The organism is Enterovibrio norvegicus DSM 15893 (assembly GCF_900115495.1).
Lineage (GTDB): Bacteria > Pseudomonadota > Gammaproteobacteria > Enterobacterales > Vibrionaceae > Enterovibrio > Enterovibrio norvegicus.
Genome location: NZ_FOWR01000018.1, coordinates 13,690 through 28,810 on the forward strand (window position 1 = coordinate 13,690; position 15,121 = coordinate 28,810).

Sequence of the window (15,121 nt, forward strand, 5' to 3'; positions counted from 1 at the left end):
GTGATGTTTTACATTATCTATAGTGCGTTCGTTTTTTCACACGCTACACGTTAAAAATAAATTACGCAAGAGAGCCAATCAACATTTGCGTTCGATTTATTTTTCATTTTCTTAACATTGGTAATGGCTTGATTTATCGCACCTTATCGCATTGATTTTATGAGATAAGATGATTTTTGTGAACCGCGACGCGGTTGACATTCAACAGGGTTTACTATTCACTCAGAGGTATCACTAGGAGTGATTGATATAATTTACACCCAGACAGGTGACATATGCGATATCAAACAGACAAGGCATTGTTCAAGGAAAAAGATACCGCGCTGCCCGACCCAAAAGAGGCATCGCAATTTCTCGCAGAACACCCAGAAATGGAGTTCATAGACCTGTTACTGATTGATATGAATGGCATTGTTCGCGGAAAACGCGTCGAGAAAGACAAATTGCCAAAAGCCTATGAGCACGGTATCGCCCTTCCTATCTCTATCTACGGCATGAATATCAAAGGAAATCCGGTAGAAGAAACAGGATTAGGGTTGGAGATTGGTGAATCCGATGCCATCTGTTTTCCTGTTGCAGGCTCGCTAACCACTCAGCCTTGGCAAAAGCGTCCTATCGCACAATTGCTGCTCGAAATGTACGAAGATCCGCAAACCCCTTTCTTCGGCGATCCCCGCATGATCTTGCGACGCCTTGTTAGACAGATTAAAGACAAAGGCTTAACGCCTGTGTCGGCATTTGAATTAGAGTTTTATTTAATCGACAGTCAGGAATCTGGCCAAGCACCACTGCCGCCGATTTCTCCCGTCACAGGTAGGCGCCCAGAAAACACGCAAGTCTATTCGCTGGATGATCTGGACGAATATTCAGAGTTCCTAACGGGCATCATTGATGCCGCGCGAGAACAAGGCCTGCCTGCGGATACCATCGTCGCAGAATCCGCCCCAGGGCAATTTGAAATTAACCTTACCCATACCAATGATCCGCTCGCAGCCTGTGATTATGCCCTTTTGCTTAAACGTGTGATCAAGCAAGTGGCGCACGAACATGAGCTTGATACCACCTTCATGGCCAAACCTTATGCGGACCAAGCAGGTAACGGCATGCACGTTCACATCAGTTTGGTCGATGAAGAAGGCAACAACGTCTTCCAATCCCCCGAAGACGGTAAAATGACAGACACATTACGCTGGGCCTTGGGTGGCATGCTGGCCTTGATGCCGGATTACATGGCAATCCTGTGCCCAAACATCAATTCCTTCCGTCGATTCAGCCCGGATTTCTACGTGCCGAATGCGGCAACGTGGGGTGTTGAAAACCGCACCACTGCACTTCGAATTCCCGGCGATGCCCCCGAAGCCACACGCATTGAACACCGCGTGGCTGGCGCAGATGCGAACCCTTACCTCATGATGAGTGCCCTGCTGGCGTCGGTCCTTTATGGCATTGAAAACAAAATCGAACCTTCAGAGCCGGTTGTCGGTAACGCCTACGACAAAGAGTTAGAATTCGATGCACTACCGACGAACCTACGTGATGCGCTGCGCGTACTTTCGCAATCAGATCCAATGCGTGAATACCTCGGCACCGATTTCGTGGATGTTTTCGTCACGTGTAAAGAGAAGGAATTGGAAGAGTTTGAACAGCATATTACGGGCTTAGAATACGATTGGTATTTGCACGCTTTTTAGATAAGCAGCTATTAATTAACCCCTAAGCAATCACGAAGGCGAAGCGGTCTGAACGCTTCGCCTTTTTCATCGCTGTCGCAGACTCAATTAAGCCGTGTTCAGGCTTATCTTGACTCTGTTTCTGTTGCCTTCGAAAATAGGCGCGATTTTACTTTATCGAGCGTCTTTTTCATGACCACGAACCCCATGACCGAACAACAACCTAGCAATGATCTTTCTCTTGCGCGCGAGTCAGCGTGCCCGTGTTGCAGCAACACACTTTATCGTGATTGTTGTGAACTTGTTCACCTCAACCACGCGAATGCTGACCACCCAGAAAAGTTGATGCGCTCTCGCTACAGCGCGCATGCATTGGGCTTGGTGGATTTTGTGATAGAGACTTATCACCCGTCATGTGAAGCGGAAAAACACCGTGACGCCATTGCGCAATCGGTCAACAGTGAGTGGTTGGGCCTAGAGGTGATCGCAAGCTCTGTTGAAGCCGAAGGTAACCTTGGCTACGTGCAATTCAAAGCGCACTACGCTGAAAACGGTAATGAGTATTGCCTGCAAGAAAAATCCCGTTTTGTCACCGAACAAAAAGGCGAAGACACGGTGTGGTATTACCTCGATGGCGAATACCCACAACAACAAAAAGTTGGCCGCAACGATCCTTGCCCATGTGGCAGCGGTAAAAAGCATAAAAAATGCTGCGGTTAAAAAACACTCAAGTCGAATGAGCTAACGCCGATAACATAGGGGAACGGATCATGAGGATTGACTATGACTTGGTTCCCCAAATTGACAGAAGCGCCACTCAAGAAAGTCGGGACGATCTTGAAGCAAGATGCGACCAAATCTAATGCCGAGCGCGATATCGAAAATGACGAACAAGAGGCATCGAACAACGAGACCGCCAACAGCACGGACAAAAAGAAAAAAGACGGGTTACTTGATATTTACGTCTAGAACCCCTTAAACACATAAATCTGAAAGAAAACCGTCTTTTCAATGCCAAGGCATCGCCCTGTAATCAAGAGAGCGGCCTCTTTACCCGCTCGAAAGACGTTGCAAAAAAGAGTCATCTAACTGTCACTAAAGTGTCTTTCAAATGCGAGTCAACTCAGCGTTTCTTGCCTTTCCCCGCGAACCCCTTCTGTAAATGTAGAAATCCACAAATTACTTGTTGCAATATTTAGTGAGTTTGTTAGTGTTGATGCCAAGTAAACGTTAAACCAATTTATGACGCACATTGCAAACATTGTGCTCTGGTTTACACAAATACGCAGACAAGGTAGTCAAGTAAATATGCAAAAATCGCTCATGACCATTCACCATCATCACCATCCTGAGTAGTCTTTCGGGAAGATTGGTTTCGACTGGAAGACAAGGATTAGGTTCTTCCAACGGTCATTGAAAGCGAATACAAGATTCAGACCCCCGGAAGCGAACCTTCCGGGGGTTTTTTACATTTTAGGATTAAAAATTGTGACAACGTCTTCTAGAAGGGAGCGTTGAAACCAAAGATACAGGGATTAGATCATGCAAACAGAACGCTTAAGAATCGCGATACAAAAGAAAGGCCGCCTAGCAAAAGAGTGCTTTGAGCTGCTAAAACGCTGTGGCGTTAAAATCAATGTTTCTGGCGACCGTCTTGTGGCGCACGCTGAAAACATGCCTATCGACTTATTATTGGTGCGCGATGACGATATCCCAGGCCTCATCATGGATGGTGTGGTTGACCTTGGTGTTATCGGTGAAAACGAATTGGAAGAAGTTCGCCTAGAACGCGTTAAAATGGGTGAGCCAAGCGAATACAATAAACTGCGCCGTCTCGACTTCGGTGGTTGTCGCTTGTCAGTTGCTGTTGAAAAAGACCAAGACTACAACGGCCCTCAAGATCTTGCGGGCAAACGCATTGCGACCACCTACCCAAACATCCTTAAGTCTTACCTAGACAAGCAAGACGTTAAATTCAGCACTTGTATGTTGAACGGTTCAGTTGAAGTCGCACCACGCGCAGGCCTTGCTGACGCAATTTGTGACTTGGTATCAACCGGCGCAACCCTCGAAGCAAACGGCCTGAAAGAAGCCGAAGTGATATTCCGTTCAAAAGCCGTGCTTATCCAACGCACTGGCGACTTTGCCTCCGACAAAGTTGAATTAATCGACCGCCTTCTTACGCGAATCAACGGTGTGATCAAAGCGAAAGAATCTAAGTACATCATGCTTCACGCACCCAGCGAAACACTCGAAAAAATCGTTGAGCTTCTGCCAGGCGCAGAAGATCCAACCATCCTTCCATTGGCACATGACAAACAGCGCGTCGCGGTACATCTTGTGAGCACAGAAAACCTGTTCTGGGAAACCATGGAAAAACTGAAGGATTTGGGTGCAAGCTCCATTCTGGTGCTGCCAATTGAGAAAATGATGGAGTAAGCCATGAAAACGGTGGTTTGGAAATCTCTCAGCGATGAACAACGCGATGCCTTGCTGGAACGCCCAGCAATCAGCGACAGCGCATCGATCACTGATGCTGTTACTGGCGTGCTTCGCGACGTACGTGAAGGTGGCGATGCAGCGCTTAAAGCCCTTACCGAAAAATTCGATAAGGTTGTGCCTGAATCCATCCGTGTTAGCCAAAGCGACATTGATAGTGCAGAAAATCGCTTGGGTGATGACATCAAACAAGCACTGAAACAGGCCTATGCAAACATCGCCTGTTTCCACCAAGCGCAAAAAGCCCAACCACTGAAAGTTGAAACCATGCCGGGTGTGGTTTGTGAACTGGTTACTCGCCCTATCAACCGTGTTGGTTTGTACATCCCGGGTGGCAGCGCGCCATTGCCTTCCACCGTTTTAATGCTGGGTGTGCCTTCGCAAATCGCAGGTTGTCGCAAAGTGGTGTTGAGTTCTCCTCCGCCAATTGCCGATGAAATTCTGTATGTCGCGAAGCTTTGTGGTATCGACGAAGTCTATAACCTTGGCGGCGCACAAGCCGTTGCTGCCATGGCTTACGGCACAGAAACTGTCAGCAAAGTGGACAAAATTTTCGGCCCGGGCAACGCCTTTGTGACCGAAGCAAAGCGCCAAGTTAGCAACGATTTCAAAGGGGCTGCCATTGATATGCCGGCGGGCCCTTCTGAAGTCCTCGTGATTGCCGATGAAGAAGCCGATGCGGATTTTGTTGCGGCAGATTTGCTGAGCCAAGCAGAACACGGTCCTGACTCACAAGTTGTGCTAGTGACGCCTTCTCCAGTATTAGCAGAGAAAGTCGCAGACGCTGTTCAGCGCCAACTTAAAACGCTAAGCCGCGCAGACATCGCCAGCAAAGCACTTGGCGCTAGCCTGATCATCATTGCCGATAGCCTGCCGCAATGTATTGCGATTTCGAATAACTACGGCCCTGAGCACCTGATCGTGCAAACCAAGAACCCACGTGAATCGCTGCCGCTACTTGATAATGCAGGCTCGATTTTCCTTGGCGCTTGGTCACCAGAATCCGTCGGCGATTATGCGTCAGGCACCAACCATGTGCTGCCGACTTACGGTTTTACGCGTACCTATTCAAGTCTTGGACTTGCGGATTTCAGCAAACGTATGACCGTACAAGAGTTGTCAGCCGATGGCCTACAAGCATTGGCGCCCACCGTGGTTGCCATGGCTAACGCAGAAGGGTTAGACGCACACAGAAATGCCGTCACGCTTCGCGTTGAAAAACTCAACAAAGCTTAATTCAGGGGTTGTTATGGATATTGAGAAGTTAGCCCGTAAGGACGTTCAAGCGTTGACCCCTTACCTGTCTGCTCGCCGTTTAGGTGGGCAAGGTGATGTTTGGCTGAACGCCAACGAGTCACCGTTCAACAATGAATATGTGGTCAGTGGAAACAGTCTGAACCGCTACAGCGAATGTCAGCCAGACCCGTTAATTCGTGCTTACGCAAACTATGCGGGTGTGCGACCAGACCAAGTACTGACCTCACGCGGTGCAGACGAAAGCATTGAGCTCCTGATCCGCACCTTCTGTGAAGCCGGTGAAGATTCCATTCTGTTCTGCCCACCAACATACGGCATGTATTCCATCAGCGCGGAAACCTTCGGCGTCGCACGTAAAACTGTGCCGCTCACAGAAGACTGGCAGCTCAATATGCCAGAAATCGAGAAGCAGATTGACGGTGTGAAATTGGTGTTCGTTTGTAGCCCAAACAACCCAACGGGTAACCTGCTAAACCGCGATGACATCGAAGCACTGCTTGAGATGACCGCAGGTAAAGCACTGGTGGTTGTCGATGAAGCCTATATCGATTTTTGCCCTGAAGCGTCGACGGTCGATCTTTTGGTGCGTTACCCGAACCTTGCGATTTTACGCACCATGTCGAAGGCCTTTGCCCTTGCAGGTCTTCGTTGTGGCTTTACACTGGCGAACACGCAAGTCATCCAACTGATGTTGAAAGTGATCGCGCCTTACCCAGTGCCAGTCCCTGTGACAGAGATTGCTTGCCAAGCCCTGTCAGAAATGGGCCTTGCTCGCATGAAATACCAGGTGCTTGACCTGAACGCCAACCGCGCATACCTGCAAGCTGGCCTGTCCATGCTACCGGGTGCTCAGGTGTTCGACGGCTACGGTAACTACCTACTTGTTAAATTCGATGATGCTGACCTGTTGTTCTCAACACTGTGGGATAACGGCATCATTTTAAGACGCTCACCGATAGAAGGCTGCATTCGCATTAGCGTCGGTAACCGAGAAGAGTGCGAAAAAACCCTGACCTTTATCCGTCAACAATTGGCGTGAAGCAGGAAGCAAAGGACGTATTGTTAAGGAAAGCAATGTGAAAGAAAAAATTCTCTTTATTGACCGCGATGGCACTTTGATTGTTGAGCCACCAGTAGACTTTCAAGTCGACCGCCTCGACAAGCTCAAATTCGAACCTTTCGTGATCCCAGCACTTCTCGCACTGCAAGACGCTGGCTACAAGCTGGTCATGGTAACGAACCAAGACGGCTTGGGCACCGACAGCTACCCGCAAGCAGATTTCGACGCACCACATAACATGATGATGGAGATTTTCGAATCTCAAGGCGTGAAGTTTGCTGACGTTTTGATTTGCCCGCATTTCGATAACGAAGGCTGCAGTTGCCGCAAACCTAAACTGGGTTTGGTGAAAGACTACCTGCAACAAGGCCGTGTAGATTTCAAACACTCTGCCGTGATTGGCGATCGTCACACTGACATCCAGTTGGCTGAGAACATGGCGATTCGTGGCATTCAATACAACCCAGAAACCTTGGGTTGGAAGCAAATCCTGAAAGATTTGACCACCAATCCACGTGTCGCATCGGTCACCCGTACCACCAAAGAAACCGACATCAACATCACGGTCAACTTGGATGAAACCGGTGGCAATAGCATCAGCACGGGTTTGGGTTTCTTCGACCACATGCTTGATCAAATCGCGACCCACGGCGGCTTCCAAATGAAAGTAGCAGTGGAGGGCGATCTGCACATCGACGATCACCACACCGTTGAAGACACCGCACTGGCACTAGGCCAAGCGCTAAAAGAAGCGCTGGGTAACAAACGTGGCATCGGCCGTTTCGGGTTCAGCCTACCAATGGACGAGTGCTTGGCACAATGTGCATTGGATTTGTCTGGCCGTCCTTACCTGAAATTTGAAGCCAGTTTCTCTCAAGACAAAGTCGGCGACCTTTCAACCGAAATGGTTGAGCACTTCTTCCGCTCATTGACTGACACCATGGCTTGCACGCTGCACCTGTCTTCAGATGGCGATAACACGCACCACATCGTAGAGAGCTTGTTCAAAGCCTACGGTCGTACTCTGCGTCAGGCCATTCGTGTTGATGGCAATGAACTGCCAAGCAGCAAAGGCGTCCTCTAAGGAGAGAGAAATGAGCAAGATTGTCATTATCGATACCGGATGCGCCAACGTGAGCTCAGTGCGCTTTGCCATTGAACGTTTGGGCTACGACGTGACCATAAGTCGTGACCCTGCGGTCGTCTTGGACGCAGACAAGCTGTTCTTGCCCGGTGTGGGCACAGCAACAGAGGCAATGAAAAACCTTGAAGAGCGCGACTTGATTGCGCTTGTTCAGCAGGTAAAACAACCTCTACTTGGTATTTGCCTCGGTATGCAGCTTCTGGGAAATTCCTCCCAAGAAGGTAAATCTGACGTCAGTTGTTTAGGCCACGTTCCTGCCAATACCTCATTGATGGACACGGGCGATTTGCCTCTGCCTCACATGGGCTGGAACACTGTGACCCCAGTGGATAACCACCCGCTGTTTAAAGACATTCCAGAAAACAGCTACTTCTACTTTGTACACAGCTACGCGATGCCAGAAGGTGATTACACCATCGGCCGTTGCGATTACGGCCATGCATTCAGCGCCGCAGTACAAAGCGGTAATTACTATGGCGTGCAATTCCACCCTGAGCGTTCAAGCAAAGCCGGTGCGCAGTTAATCAAAAACTTCTTGGAGATGTAATTAGGGATGATTATTCCAGCGTTAGATTTGATCGACGGACAAGTGGTTCGTCTTTATCAAGGTGACTACGGACAAGTTACCGAATACAAAGTGAACCCAAGCGAGCAATTCGCGCTGTACCACAAAGCAGGTGCAAATTGGCTTCACCTTGTTGATTTAACCGGTGCGAAAGACACGTCTGCGCGCCAAATCTCCATGATCAGCAGTTTAATTGAAAGCACCCCCGCGAACATCCAAATTGGTGGTGGCGTGCGCAAAGAAAGCGATGTGGTTGAACTGCTTCGTGCAGGCGCAAAGCGCGTTGTTATTGGTTCAACCGCAGTGAAACAACCTGAAATTGTAAAAGGCTGGATGGAAAAATACGGCCCTGAGCAAATCGTGTTGGCACTGGACATCAACATTGATGACAACGGCAACCGCATTGTAGCTGTGTCAGGTTGGCAAGAAGACTCAGGCGTGACCATCGAAGCGCTGCTTGAAGACTTCTTGAAGGTTGGCTTAAAGCATGTGCTGTGTACTGACATCTCGCGCGACGGCACACTGGCAGGCTCGAACGTTGAACTCTACAAAGACCTTTGCGCCGCTTACCCAAGCGTTCAATTCCAATCATCCGGTGGCATCGGCTCGTTGGCAGACATTGAAGCCTTGAAAGGCTCTGGCGTGGCGGGTGTTATCGTCGGCCGGGCGCTGCTGGATGAGAAATTCACCGCTGAGGAGGCATTCGCATGCTGGCAAGAAGAATAATTCCGTGTCTTGATGTGCGTGATGGCCAAGTGGTGAAAGGTGTTCAATTCCGTAACCACGAAATCATCGGCGACATCGTGCCACTTGCAGCTCGTTACGCGGCTGAAGGCGCAGACGAACTGGTGTTTTACGATATCACCGCATCAAGCGATGGCCGTGTTGTCGACAAAAGCTGGGTTGCGCGTGTGGCTGAAGTCATCGACATTCCTTTCTGTGTGGCAGGCGGTATTAAAACCGCAGAAGACGCCAAGCGCATTCTGGAGTTTGGTGCAGATAAAATCTCCATCAACTCCCCTGCTCTCGCTAACCCAGAACTCATCACTGAGCTTGCTGAGAAATTTGGCGTGCAATGTATCGTCGTCGGTGTCGATTCGTATTTCGACAGCGAAACAGGTAAGTATCAGGTTTATCAATTTACTGGCGACGAAGCACGTACCAAAGCAACAAAGTGGGAAACCCGAGATTGGGTGCAGGAAGTGCAAAAACGCGGTGCGGGCGAAATCGTCTTGAACATGATGAACCAAGACGGCGTGCGCAACGGTTACGACCTCGACCAACTCAACATGGTTCGCGAAGTGTGTCATGTGCCACTTATCGCCTCTGGCGGTGCAGGTGAAATGGTTCACTTTAAGGATGCATTTGAAAAAGCCAACGTCGATGGTGCTTTGGCCGCCTCTGTTTTCCATAAACAAGTCATCAACATTGGTGATTTGAAACAATACCTAAAACAACAAAGTGTGGAGATTCGCTTATGAGCCAGACAGTAGGAAACGCAGCACTGGCTGAACGCATCGATTGGGACAAAGTGGACGGGCTGGTGCCTGCCGTTGTTCAAAATGCAAAAAGCGGACAGATGCTTATGCTGGGTTACATGAATCAAGATGCCCTAGCAAAAACCCTAGAAACAGAACAAGTGACGTTCTGGTCACGCACCAAGGAACGTCTTTGGACCAAAGGCGAAACCTCAGGCAACGTGCTTCAGCTTAAGCACATCGACCTTGATTGCGACCAAGACACCTTGCTTGTACAAGTCGACCCAATCGGCCCAACCTGCCACCTCGGCACAGAAAGCTGCTTCGGCGAAGACGACGCGAACAAACCTTCTTTGGTGTTCCTTCATCAATTGGAGCAAGTGCTGGCATCCCGTCGAGGATCCGATCCTTCTACATCTTACACTGCGTCACTTTACGCTAAGGGTACCAAGCGTATTTCGCAGAAAGTGGGCGAAGAAGGCGTTGAAGTCGCGCTTGCAGCGACGTCGGGTGATAAGGAGGAATTGATCAATGAATCCGCAGACCTGATGTACCACTTGATGGTGCTTCTGCAAGACCAAGGTTTCTCACTAGAAGACGTGGCGAACAAGCTAAAAGAACGCCATAAGTAAGCATCAGACGTATCGAATATCAGGGCAATCCATGGCGGGTTGCCCTTTTTTTACCCTGACAATCACGGTGTATGCATTTTTCTCCAAACGAGAATGACAGCTAAGGTAGAATTAACTCACCTCGTAACTTCAAATTTTTACAACATCTTTCTAATTTGTGACATGTCTTTTTTCAAAAATAATAGGCATCAAATTTGCTAGTTGTAAGATTCAGTTTGGCGCAAAATTAGAGAACGAATGCATAGCTATAGTCGACAAGCAATTAATCAGGCAGACATTGAAGCCGTTTTGGAAGCTTTACAAGCTGAATACATAACTCAGGGTCCAAGAGTTCTAGAATTCGAACAGGCGGTTGCCAACAAAGTCGGTGCGGCTTTTGGCGTGGCTGCGAACAGCGCAACGTCCAGTCTTCATTTGGCCTGTCTTGCGCTGGGACTGAGCGCTGGCAAGCGTTTGTGGACGTCACCGAACACCTTTGTCGCCTCTGCGAATTGCGGCTTGTACTGCGGTGCAGAGGTCGATTTCGTTGATATTGACCCTGATACTTACAATTTGTGCCCGAAAAAGCTCGAAGAGAAACTGATTGCCGCTGAACAGGCTAACCAACTTCCTGATGTGTTAGTTGCGGTGCACATGTGCGGACAAAGCTGCGACATGGCAGCCATTGGCCGTTTAGCGAAACAGTATAACTTTCGTGTGATTGAAGATGCCTCCCATGCCATTGGCGGCACATACCAAGGTGAGTATGTCGGCAACTGCCAGCACAGCGACATCACAGTATTCAGTTTTCACCCGGTAAAAATCGTCACTACCGCGGAAGGCGGCATGGCGGTGACCAACGACACTGAATTAGCGAAAGCCATGGAAAACCTGCGCAGCCATGGGATCACCCGTGACCCCGCCGAGCTAAAAGATGTTAACCAAGGCGCTTGGTACTACGAGCAGCACGCCCTCGGATTCAATTACCGCATGACGGATTTACAAGCCGCACTCGGTGTCTCTCAGCTAACCCGCCTTGATGAATTTGTTGAACGACGCAATCAACTTGCCCAGCGCTACAACGAAAAACTGGCCTCTCTACCGCTTACCACACCGACTTTACTTGGCAACTGCAAATCGGCATGGCATTTGTATGTGATTCAGCTTGAGGATCCTTCTTGCCGCCGCCGTGTGTTTGACACGATGCGAGAACAAGGCATTGGTGTGCATGTTCACTATATTCCCGTTCATACCCAGCCGTATTATCAAGCGTTGGGGTTTTATTGGGGACAGTTTCCATTTGCTGAAGACTACTACCAAGCAGCGCTTAGCTTACCTCTGTTTTTCGACATGACAGATGACGAACAAGATCAGGTTGTCGCGACACTTTCAGAGGCGATCTCTGCTGCGCAAGACGCCAGATAAAAAGGACAATATGAACGTCTGTATTATCCCTGCCCGCGGTGGCAGCAAACGTATTCCGGGAAAAAACCTGAAGACCTTCATCGGTCAGCCTATTATCGCCTATGCCATTGATGTGGCGAAAAAGTCCGAATTATTCGACCGCATAATCGTCTCCACAGACAGCGATGAGATCGCCCGCGTCGCCCTAGCATTCGGCGCAGAAGTTCCCTTCGTTCGCCCTGCTGATATCGCCAACGACCATGCCACGACGCTAGATGTCATTAAACATGCGATTGAGTGGCTTGAAGACAATAACGAACGCGCCCTCAGCGCAGTGTGCTGTCTTTACGCGACCGTGCCATTTACTCGCCCGTCAGATCTTGAAGAAGGGTTAGCCCTACTGACAGAAAACGACACCCAATATACCTTTGCCAGCACGCGTTTCTCTTTCCCGATCCAACGCAGTATTCGCATGAACAATGAAGGCAATGTGGAAATGTTCTGGCCGGAGCATTTCTCCACCCGGTCACAAGATTTAGAACCTGCATTCCACGATGCGGGCATGTTCTATTGGGGCAAACCAAGCGCCTTTGTCTCTGGGTTACCCATTTTTGCTCCGCACTCTAAATCGGTTCAGATCCCGCACTTTCGTGTTCAAGATATCGACGAACCCGACGACTGGGTGCGCGCCGAAATGCTTTACGAAATTCTCTCGCAACGAGGCGAGCTGTGAACGTCGTAATCCGTGTTGATGCGTCAAACCAAATTGGTACAGGCCATGTGATGCGCTGCTTGGTGCTGGCAAAAAAGCTTCTTGAACGCCAGCACACCGTCACCATGTTGAGTCGAGCGTTAACAGGCAACCTGATTGATTATTGCCGTCAGCAAGGCATCGCCGTTGTTGCCTTGCCCGCGATAGAAGACGTCGTCAGCTCTGACCGCAATGACTACCAACACTGGCTGGGCGTAAGCCAAGAGGAAGACGCGAATCAGTGCCTTGCTGCTCTAAAAGACACGCCTTTTGATTGGGTGGTATTCGATCACTACGCGTTGGATACCCAGTGGCAATCGTTGATGAAACGCCAAGGCGCAAAGATCTTCGCCATTGATGATCTCGCCAATCGTGAGCATAACTGCGAGATTTTGTTCGACCACAACCCTTGGCCTGATTTCGAAAATCGCTATCACGCCCTCGTTCCTGCATCGAGTCAGCAATTGCTTGGGCCAACATTCGCGTTACTGCGCGACAGCTTTGCATCGCTCAGAGAAACCCGAAAAGAAGACATCAAAAACCAAGTCATCGCGTTTTTCAGCGGCACAGACCCAACTGGCGAGTGTTTGAAGCTTCTCTCAGCTTGCCAACAGATCTCCAGCTTACCCTTTCGAGTGGTGCTGGTTTATGGCATGTCGAACCCAAGGGAAGCGCAACTACTCGAAAAACCGTTACCCACCTTTGTCACCTTGGTAAAAAGCCTGCCCGAGTTTGAAACAGAACTGGCGCATTCTCGCTATGCGTTTGGCGGTGCCGGGGTCAGTGCTATCGAACGCACCTGCTTACGCTTACCAAGTACGCTGGTATCCGTGGCAGAGAACCAACGTGAAATGGCAGAGCACCTCACGAAGTCTGGGCTCTATCGTTACCTTGGTGTCAGCGATGCAACCACGCCAGCCTATTACACCAATGAGCTTGCATGGCTTGCTGAACATTGGGAAACCTTGCCTTGGCGATTACCCGAATCAGACATTGATGGTGACGGAGCTAACCGCGTTGTTGATGCGATGGAGGCTTTCTCATAATGCCGCAAGTTGCTTCAACGACAGTGTCTCTGCGACCCATGACCAAAACCGACCTCGATGTGGTTCGTCAGTGGCGAAACGCCCCGGAAACACGCGAGAAGATGTTTACCACTCACGAGATCAAGCCCGATGAGCACGCAGCATGGTTTGAACGCGTGCAGCGTGATGATACGAAGCGCTTTTACGTGGTGAGTATTGAAGGTACAGGTATCGGTATGGTGTCGTTCACAGACATAAACCAAGAGAACGGGCGCGCTGAATGGGGATTCTACAAAGCCCCCAATGCGCCCGCAGGCGTCGGGGTTGTCATGCTGCATGCTGCCTTGAACCACGCTTTTGACACCTTGGGTCTAAAGCAAGTTGATAGCCGCGTGTTAGCCATCAATCCCAAAGTGCTGCACTTGCACAACAAGCTTGGCTTTACCCAACTTGGCGAAGCCATTGCGTACGACGCAGACGAGAACGCCATTCCTTATGTCGATTTTGCATTAACCATCGACGCTTGGCATTCACGTGAGCCAAACATCAAAGAACAACGCCAATCATCCTCGCAGCAGAGCAAGACACTATGACGCAATTTATCACTATCGATGGGCGCAAGATTGGCCCCGACCATAAGCCTTACATCATTGCTGAAATGTCTGCGAACCATAATGGCTCGCTGGAGCGCGCATTTGAAACCTTGGCCATGGCGAAACATGCGGGGGCAGATGCTGTAAAAATGCAGTCTTACACTGCCGACACCATTACCTTGAATTGTGATGCTGAAGAGTTTCACATTCACGGCGGGCTGTGGGATGGGCGCTCACTGTATAATTTGTACCAAGAAGCCCATACCCCATTCGATTGGCACAAACCGTTGTTTGATAAAGCACGTGAACTGGGCATTACGCTGTTTTCCTCGCCGTTCGATTTCACTGCCGTTGATCTGCTCGAAGACCTAAACGCACCTGCCTATAAAATTGCCTCGTTCGAAGCTATCGACTTGCCGCTGATTCGCTATGTCGCGCAAACGGGCAAGCCCATGATCATTTCGACGGGCATGGCTAACGATGAGGAAATCGCTGAAGCCGTTGCTACCGCAAAAGACAATGGATGCCAAGAATTGGTGTTGCTACATTGCATCAGCGCCTACCCTGCACCTGCATCGCAAAGCCATTTACGCACCATTCCAGATTTAATAGAACGTTTTGGTGTCATAGCAGGCCTTTCCGATCATACCCTCGGTACCACCGTGTCTGTCACCGCTGTTGCACTTGGCGCTTCAGTGATTGAAAAGCATGTCACTTTGAGTCGAAACGACCCAGGTCCTGATTCCACGTTCTCTTTAGAACCTGATGAATTGGCGAGCCTTTGCCGCGATACAGAAACCGCATGGCAAGCTCTGGGGCATGTAGGTTATCAGCTCAAGGAAGCAGAGAAAGGCAACAAGCAGTTTCGCCGCTCGCTGTATGTCAGCCAGCCAATGAAAGCAGGCGACACCTTCACCGCGGATAACGTGCGCAGTGTCCGACCGGGCTTTGGCTTAGCGCCGAAATACTATGATGATGTTATTGGCAAAACAGCTAAAACGGACATTCCGTTCGGTACCGCGCTTAACTGGGATTTGATTGATTAGGCGAGCATCTCATTTAGC

General features: G+C 49.6%; 16 protein-coding genes and 1 other annotated feature. All 16 genes read left to right on the forward strand.

The features are described 5' to 3' along the window. The first annotated feature begins 275 nt into the window (after window positions 1-275). The 16 genes from BM082_RS12755 (at window position 276) to pseI (ending at window position 15,103) form a co-directional block, all read left to right on the forward strand. Window positions 276-1,691, forward strand: coding sequence for a glutamine synthetase family protein (locus tag BM082_RS12755; RefSeq protein WP_074927162.1), 1,416 nt, complete (start codon window positions 276-278; stop codon window positions 1,689-1,691). A 171-nt stretch (window positions 1,692-1,862) separates the two neighbouring features. Continuing rightward, window positions 1,863-2,390, forward strand: a complete 528-nt coding sequence (locus tag BM082_RS12760; RefSeq protein ID WP_074927164.1) for a YchJ family metal-binding protein — start codon at window positions 1,863-1,865, stop codon at window positions 2,388-2,390. A gap of 63 nt (window positions 2,391-2,453) precedes the next feature. Beyond that, window positions 2,454-2,639 (forward strand): hypothetical protein, encoded by a 186-nt coding sequence (locus tag BM082_RS12765; protein WP_017008897.1) that lies wholly within the window; start codon window positions 2,454-2,456, stop codon window positions 2,637-2,639. Window positions 2,640-3,001: 362 nt separating this feature from the next. Beyond that, window positions 3,002-3,141: a sequence feature (His leader region), on the forward strand. Window positions 3,142-3,212: 71 nt separating this feature from the next. Further along, the gene (gene hisG, locus BM082_RS12770) at window positions 3,213-4,109 is read left to right on the forward strand and encodes an ATP phosphoribosyltransferase (RefSeq protein ID WP_017008895.1); all 897 of its coding nucleotides are present in this window, start codon (window positions 3,213-3,215) and stop codon (window positions 4,107-4,109) included. A 3-nt stretch (window positions 4,110-4,112) separates the two neighbouring features. Continuing rightward, complete coding sequence (hisD, locus tag BM082_RS12775; protein ID WP_017008894.1) at window positions 4,113-5,405, forward strand: histidinol dehydrogenase; 1,293 nt, start codon at window positions 4,113-4,115, stop codon at window positions 5,403-5,405. Between the two features lie 19 nt (window positions 5,406-5,424). Next, a complete protein-coding gene (hisC, locus tag BM082_RS12780) occupies window positions 5,425-6,465 on the forward strand; it encodes a histidinol-phosphate transaminase (RefSeq protein ID WP_208862529.1) in 1,041 nt (346 codons plus the stop codon). Between the two features lie 37 nt (window positions 6,466-6,502). Beyond that, window positions 6,503-7,570, forward strand: a complete 1,068-nt coding sequence (gene hisB / locus BM082_RS12785; protein WP_074927168.1) for a bifunctional histidinol-phosphatase/imidazoleglycerol-phosphate dehydratase HisB — start codon at window positions 6,503-6,505, stop codon at window positions 7,568-7,570. Window positions 7,571-7,580: 10 nt separating this feature from the next. Further along, on the forward strand, window positions 7,581-8,177 hold the full coding sequence (hisH, locus tag BM082_RS12790; protein WP_017014076.1) for an imidazole glycerol phosphate synthase subunit HisH: 597 nt from the start codon (window positions 7,581-7,583) through the stop codon (window positions 8,175-8,177). Between the two features lie 6 nt (window positions 8,178-8,183). Beyond that, window positions 8,184-8,921, forward strand: coding sequence for a 1-(5-phosphoribosyl)-5-[(5-phosphoribosylamino)methylideneamino]imidazole-4-carboxamide isomerase (gene hisA, locus BM082_RS12795; RefSeq protein ID WP_017008890.1), 738 nt, complete (start codon window positions 8,184-8,186; stop codon window positions 8,919-8,921). After that, entirely contained in the window at window positions 8,903-9,676 is a 774-nt protein-coding gene (gene hisF / locus BM082_RS12800) for an imidazole glycerol phosphate synthase subunit HisF (protein ID WP_074927169.1), read from the forward strand. Before hisA ends, hisF begins: the two co-directional genes overlap by 19 nt. After that, a complete protein-coding gene (gene hisIE / locus BM082_RS12805) occupies window positions 9,673-10,305 on the forward strand; it encodes a bifunctional phosphoribosyl-AMP cyclohydrolase/phosphoribosyl-ATP diphosphatase HisIE (protein WP_074927171.1) in 633 nt (210 codons plus the stop codon). Before hisF ends, hisIE begins: the two co-directional genes overlap by 4 nt. A gap of 237 nt (window positions 10,306-10,542) precedes the next feature. Beyond that, window positions 10,543-11,709, forward strand: a complete 1,167-nt coding sequence (gene pseC, locus BM082_RS12810) for a UDP-4-amino-4,6-dideoxy-N-acetyl-beta-L-altrosamine transaminase (RefSeq protein WP_074927173.1) — start codon at window positions 10,543-10,545, stop codon at window positions 11,707-11,709. A 10-nt stretch (window positions 11,710-11,719) separates the two neighbouring features. Continuing rightward, complete coding sequence (gene pseF / locus BM082_RS12815) at window positions 11,720-12,421, forward strand: pseudaminic acid cytidylyltransferase (protein ID WP_074927175.1); 702 nt, start codon at window positions 11,720-11,722, stop codon at window positions 12,419-12,421. Then, window positions 12,418-13,485 carry a UDP-2,4-diacetamido-2,4,6-trideoxy-beta-L-altropyranose hydrolase gene (pseG, locus tag BM082_RS12820; protein ID WP_074927177.1) on the forward strand — a complete coding sequence of 356 codons (1,068 nt, stop codon included), beginning with the start codon at window positions 12,418-12,420 and terminating at the stop codon, window positions 13,483-13,485. The genes pseF and pseG overlap by 4 nt, the downstream gene beginning before the upstream one ends. Then, entirely contained in the window at window positions 13,485-14,057 is a 573-nt protein-coding gene (pseH, locus tag BM082_RS12825) for a UDP-4-amino-4,6-dideoxy-N-acetyl-beta-L-altrosamine N-acetyltransferase (RefSeq protein WP_074927179.1), read from the forward strand. Before pseG ends, pseH begins: the two co-directional genes overlap by 1 nt. Further along, a complete protein-coding gene (gene pseI, locus BM082_RS12830) occupies window positions 14,054-15,103 on the forward strand; it encodes a pseudaminic acid synthase (protein WP_074927181.1) in 1,050 nt (349 codons plus the stop codon). Before pseH ends, pseI begins: the two co-directional genes overlap by 4 nt. Window positions 15,104-15,121 lie beyond the last annotated feature (18 nt).

Coding starts and splice junctions, on each gene's coding strand:
- pseI (WP_074927181.1), top strand. CDS start 14,054: ATGACGCAATTTATCACTATCGATGGGCGCAAGATTGGCCCCGACCAT.
- pseH (WP_074927179.1), top strand. CDS start 13,485: ATGCCGCAAGTTGCTTCAACGACAGTGTCTCTGCGACCCATGACCAAA.
- hisD (WP_017008894.1), top strand. CDS start 4,113: ATGAAAACGGTGGTTTGGAAATCTCTCAGCGATGAACAACGCGATGCC.
- BM082_RS12755 (WP_074927162.1), top strand. CDS start 276: ATGCGATATCAAACAGACAAGGCATTGTTCAAGGAAAAAGATACCGCG.
- hisG (WP_017008895.1), top strand. CDS start 3,213: ATGCAAACAGAACGCTTAAGAATCGCGATACAAAAGAAAGGCCGCCTA.
- BM082_RS12760 (WP_074927164.1), top strand. CDS start 1,863: ATGACCACGAACCCCATGACCGAACAACAACCTAGCAATGATCTTTCT.
- hisH (WP_017014076.1), top strand. CDS start 7,581: ATGAGCAAGATTGTCATTATCGATACCGGATGCGCCAACGTGAGCTCA.
- hisF (WP_074927169.1), top strand. CDS start 8,903: ATGCTGGCAAGAAGAATAATTCCGTGTCTTGATGTGCGTGATGGCCAA.
- pseC (WP_074927173.1), top strand. CDS start 10,543: ATGCATAGCTATAGTCGACAAGCAATTAATCAGGCAGACATTGAAGCC.
- hisIE (WP_074927171.1), top strand. CDS start 9,673: ATGAGCCAGACAGTAGGAAACGCAGCACTGGCTGAACGCATCGATTGG.
- hisA (WP_017008890.1), top strand. CDS start 8,184: ATGATTATTCCAGCGTTAGATTTGATCGACGGACAAGTGGTTCGTCTT.
- BM082_RS12765 (WP_017008897.1), top strand. CDS start 2,454: ATGACTTGGTTCCCCAAATTGACAGAAGCGCCACTCAAGAAAGTCGGG.
- pseF (WP_074927175.1), top strand. CDS start 11,720: ATGAACGTCTGTATTATCCCTGCCCGCGGTGGCAGCAAACGTATTCCG.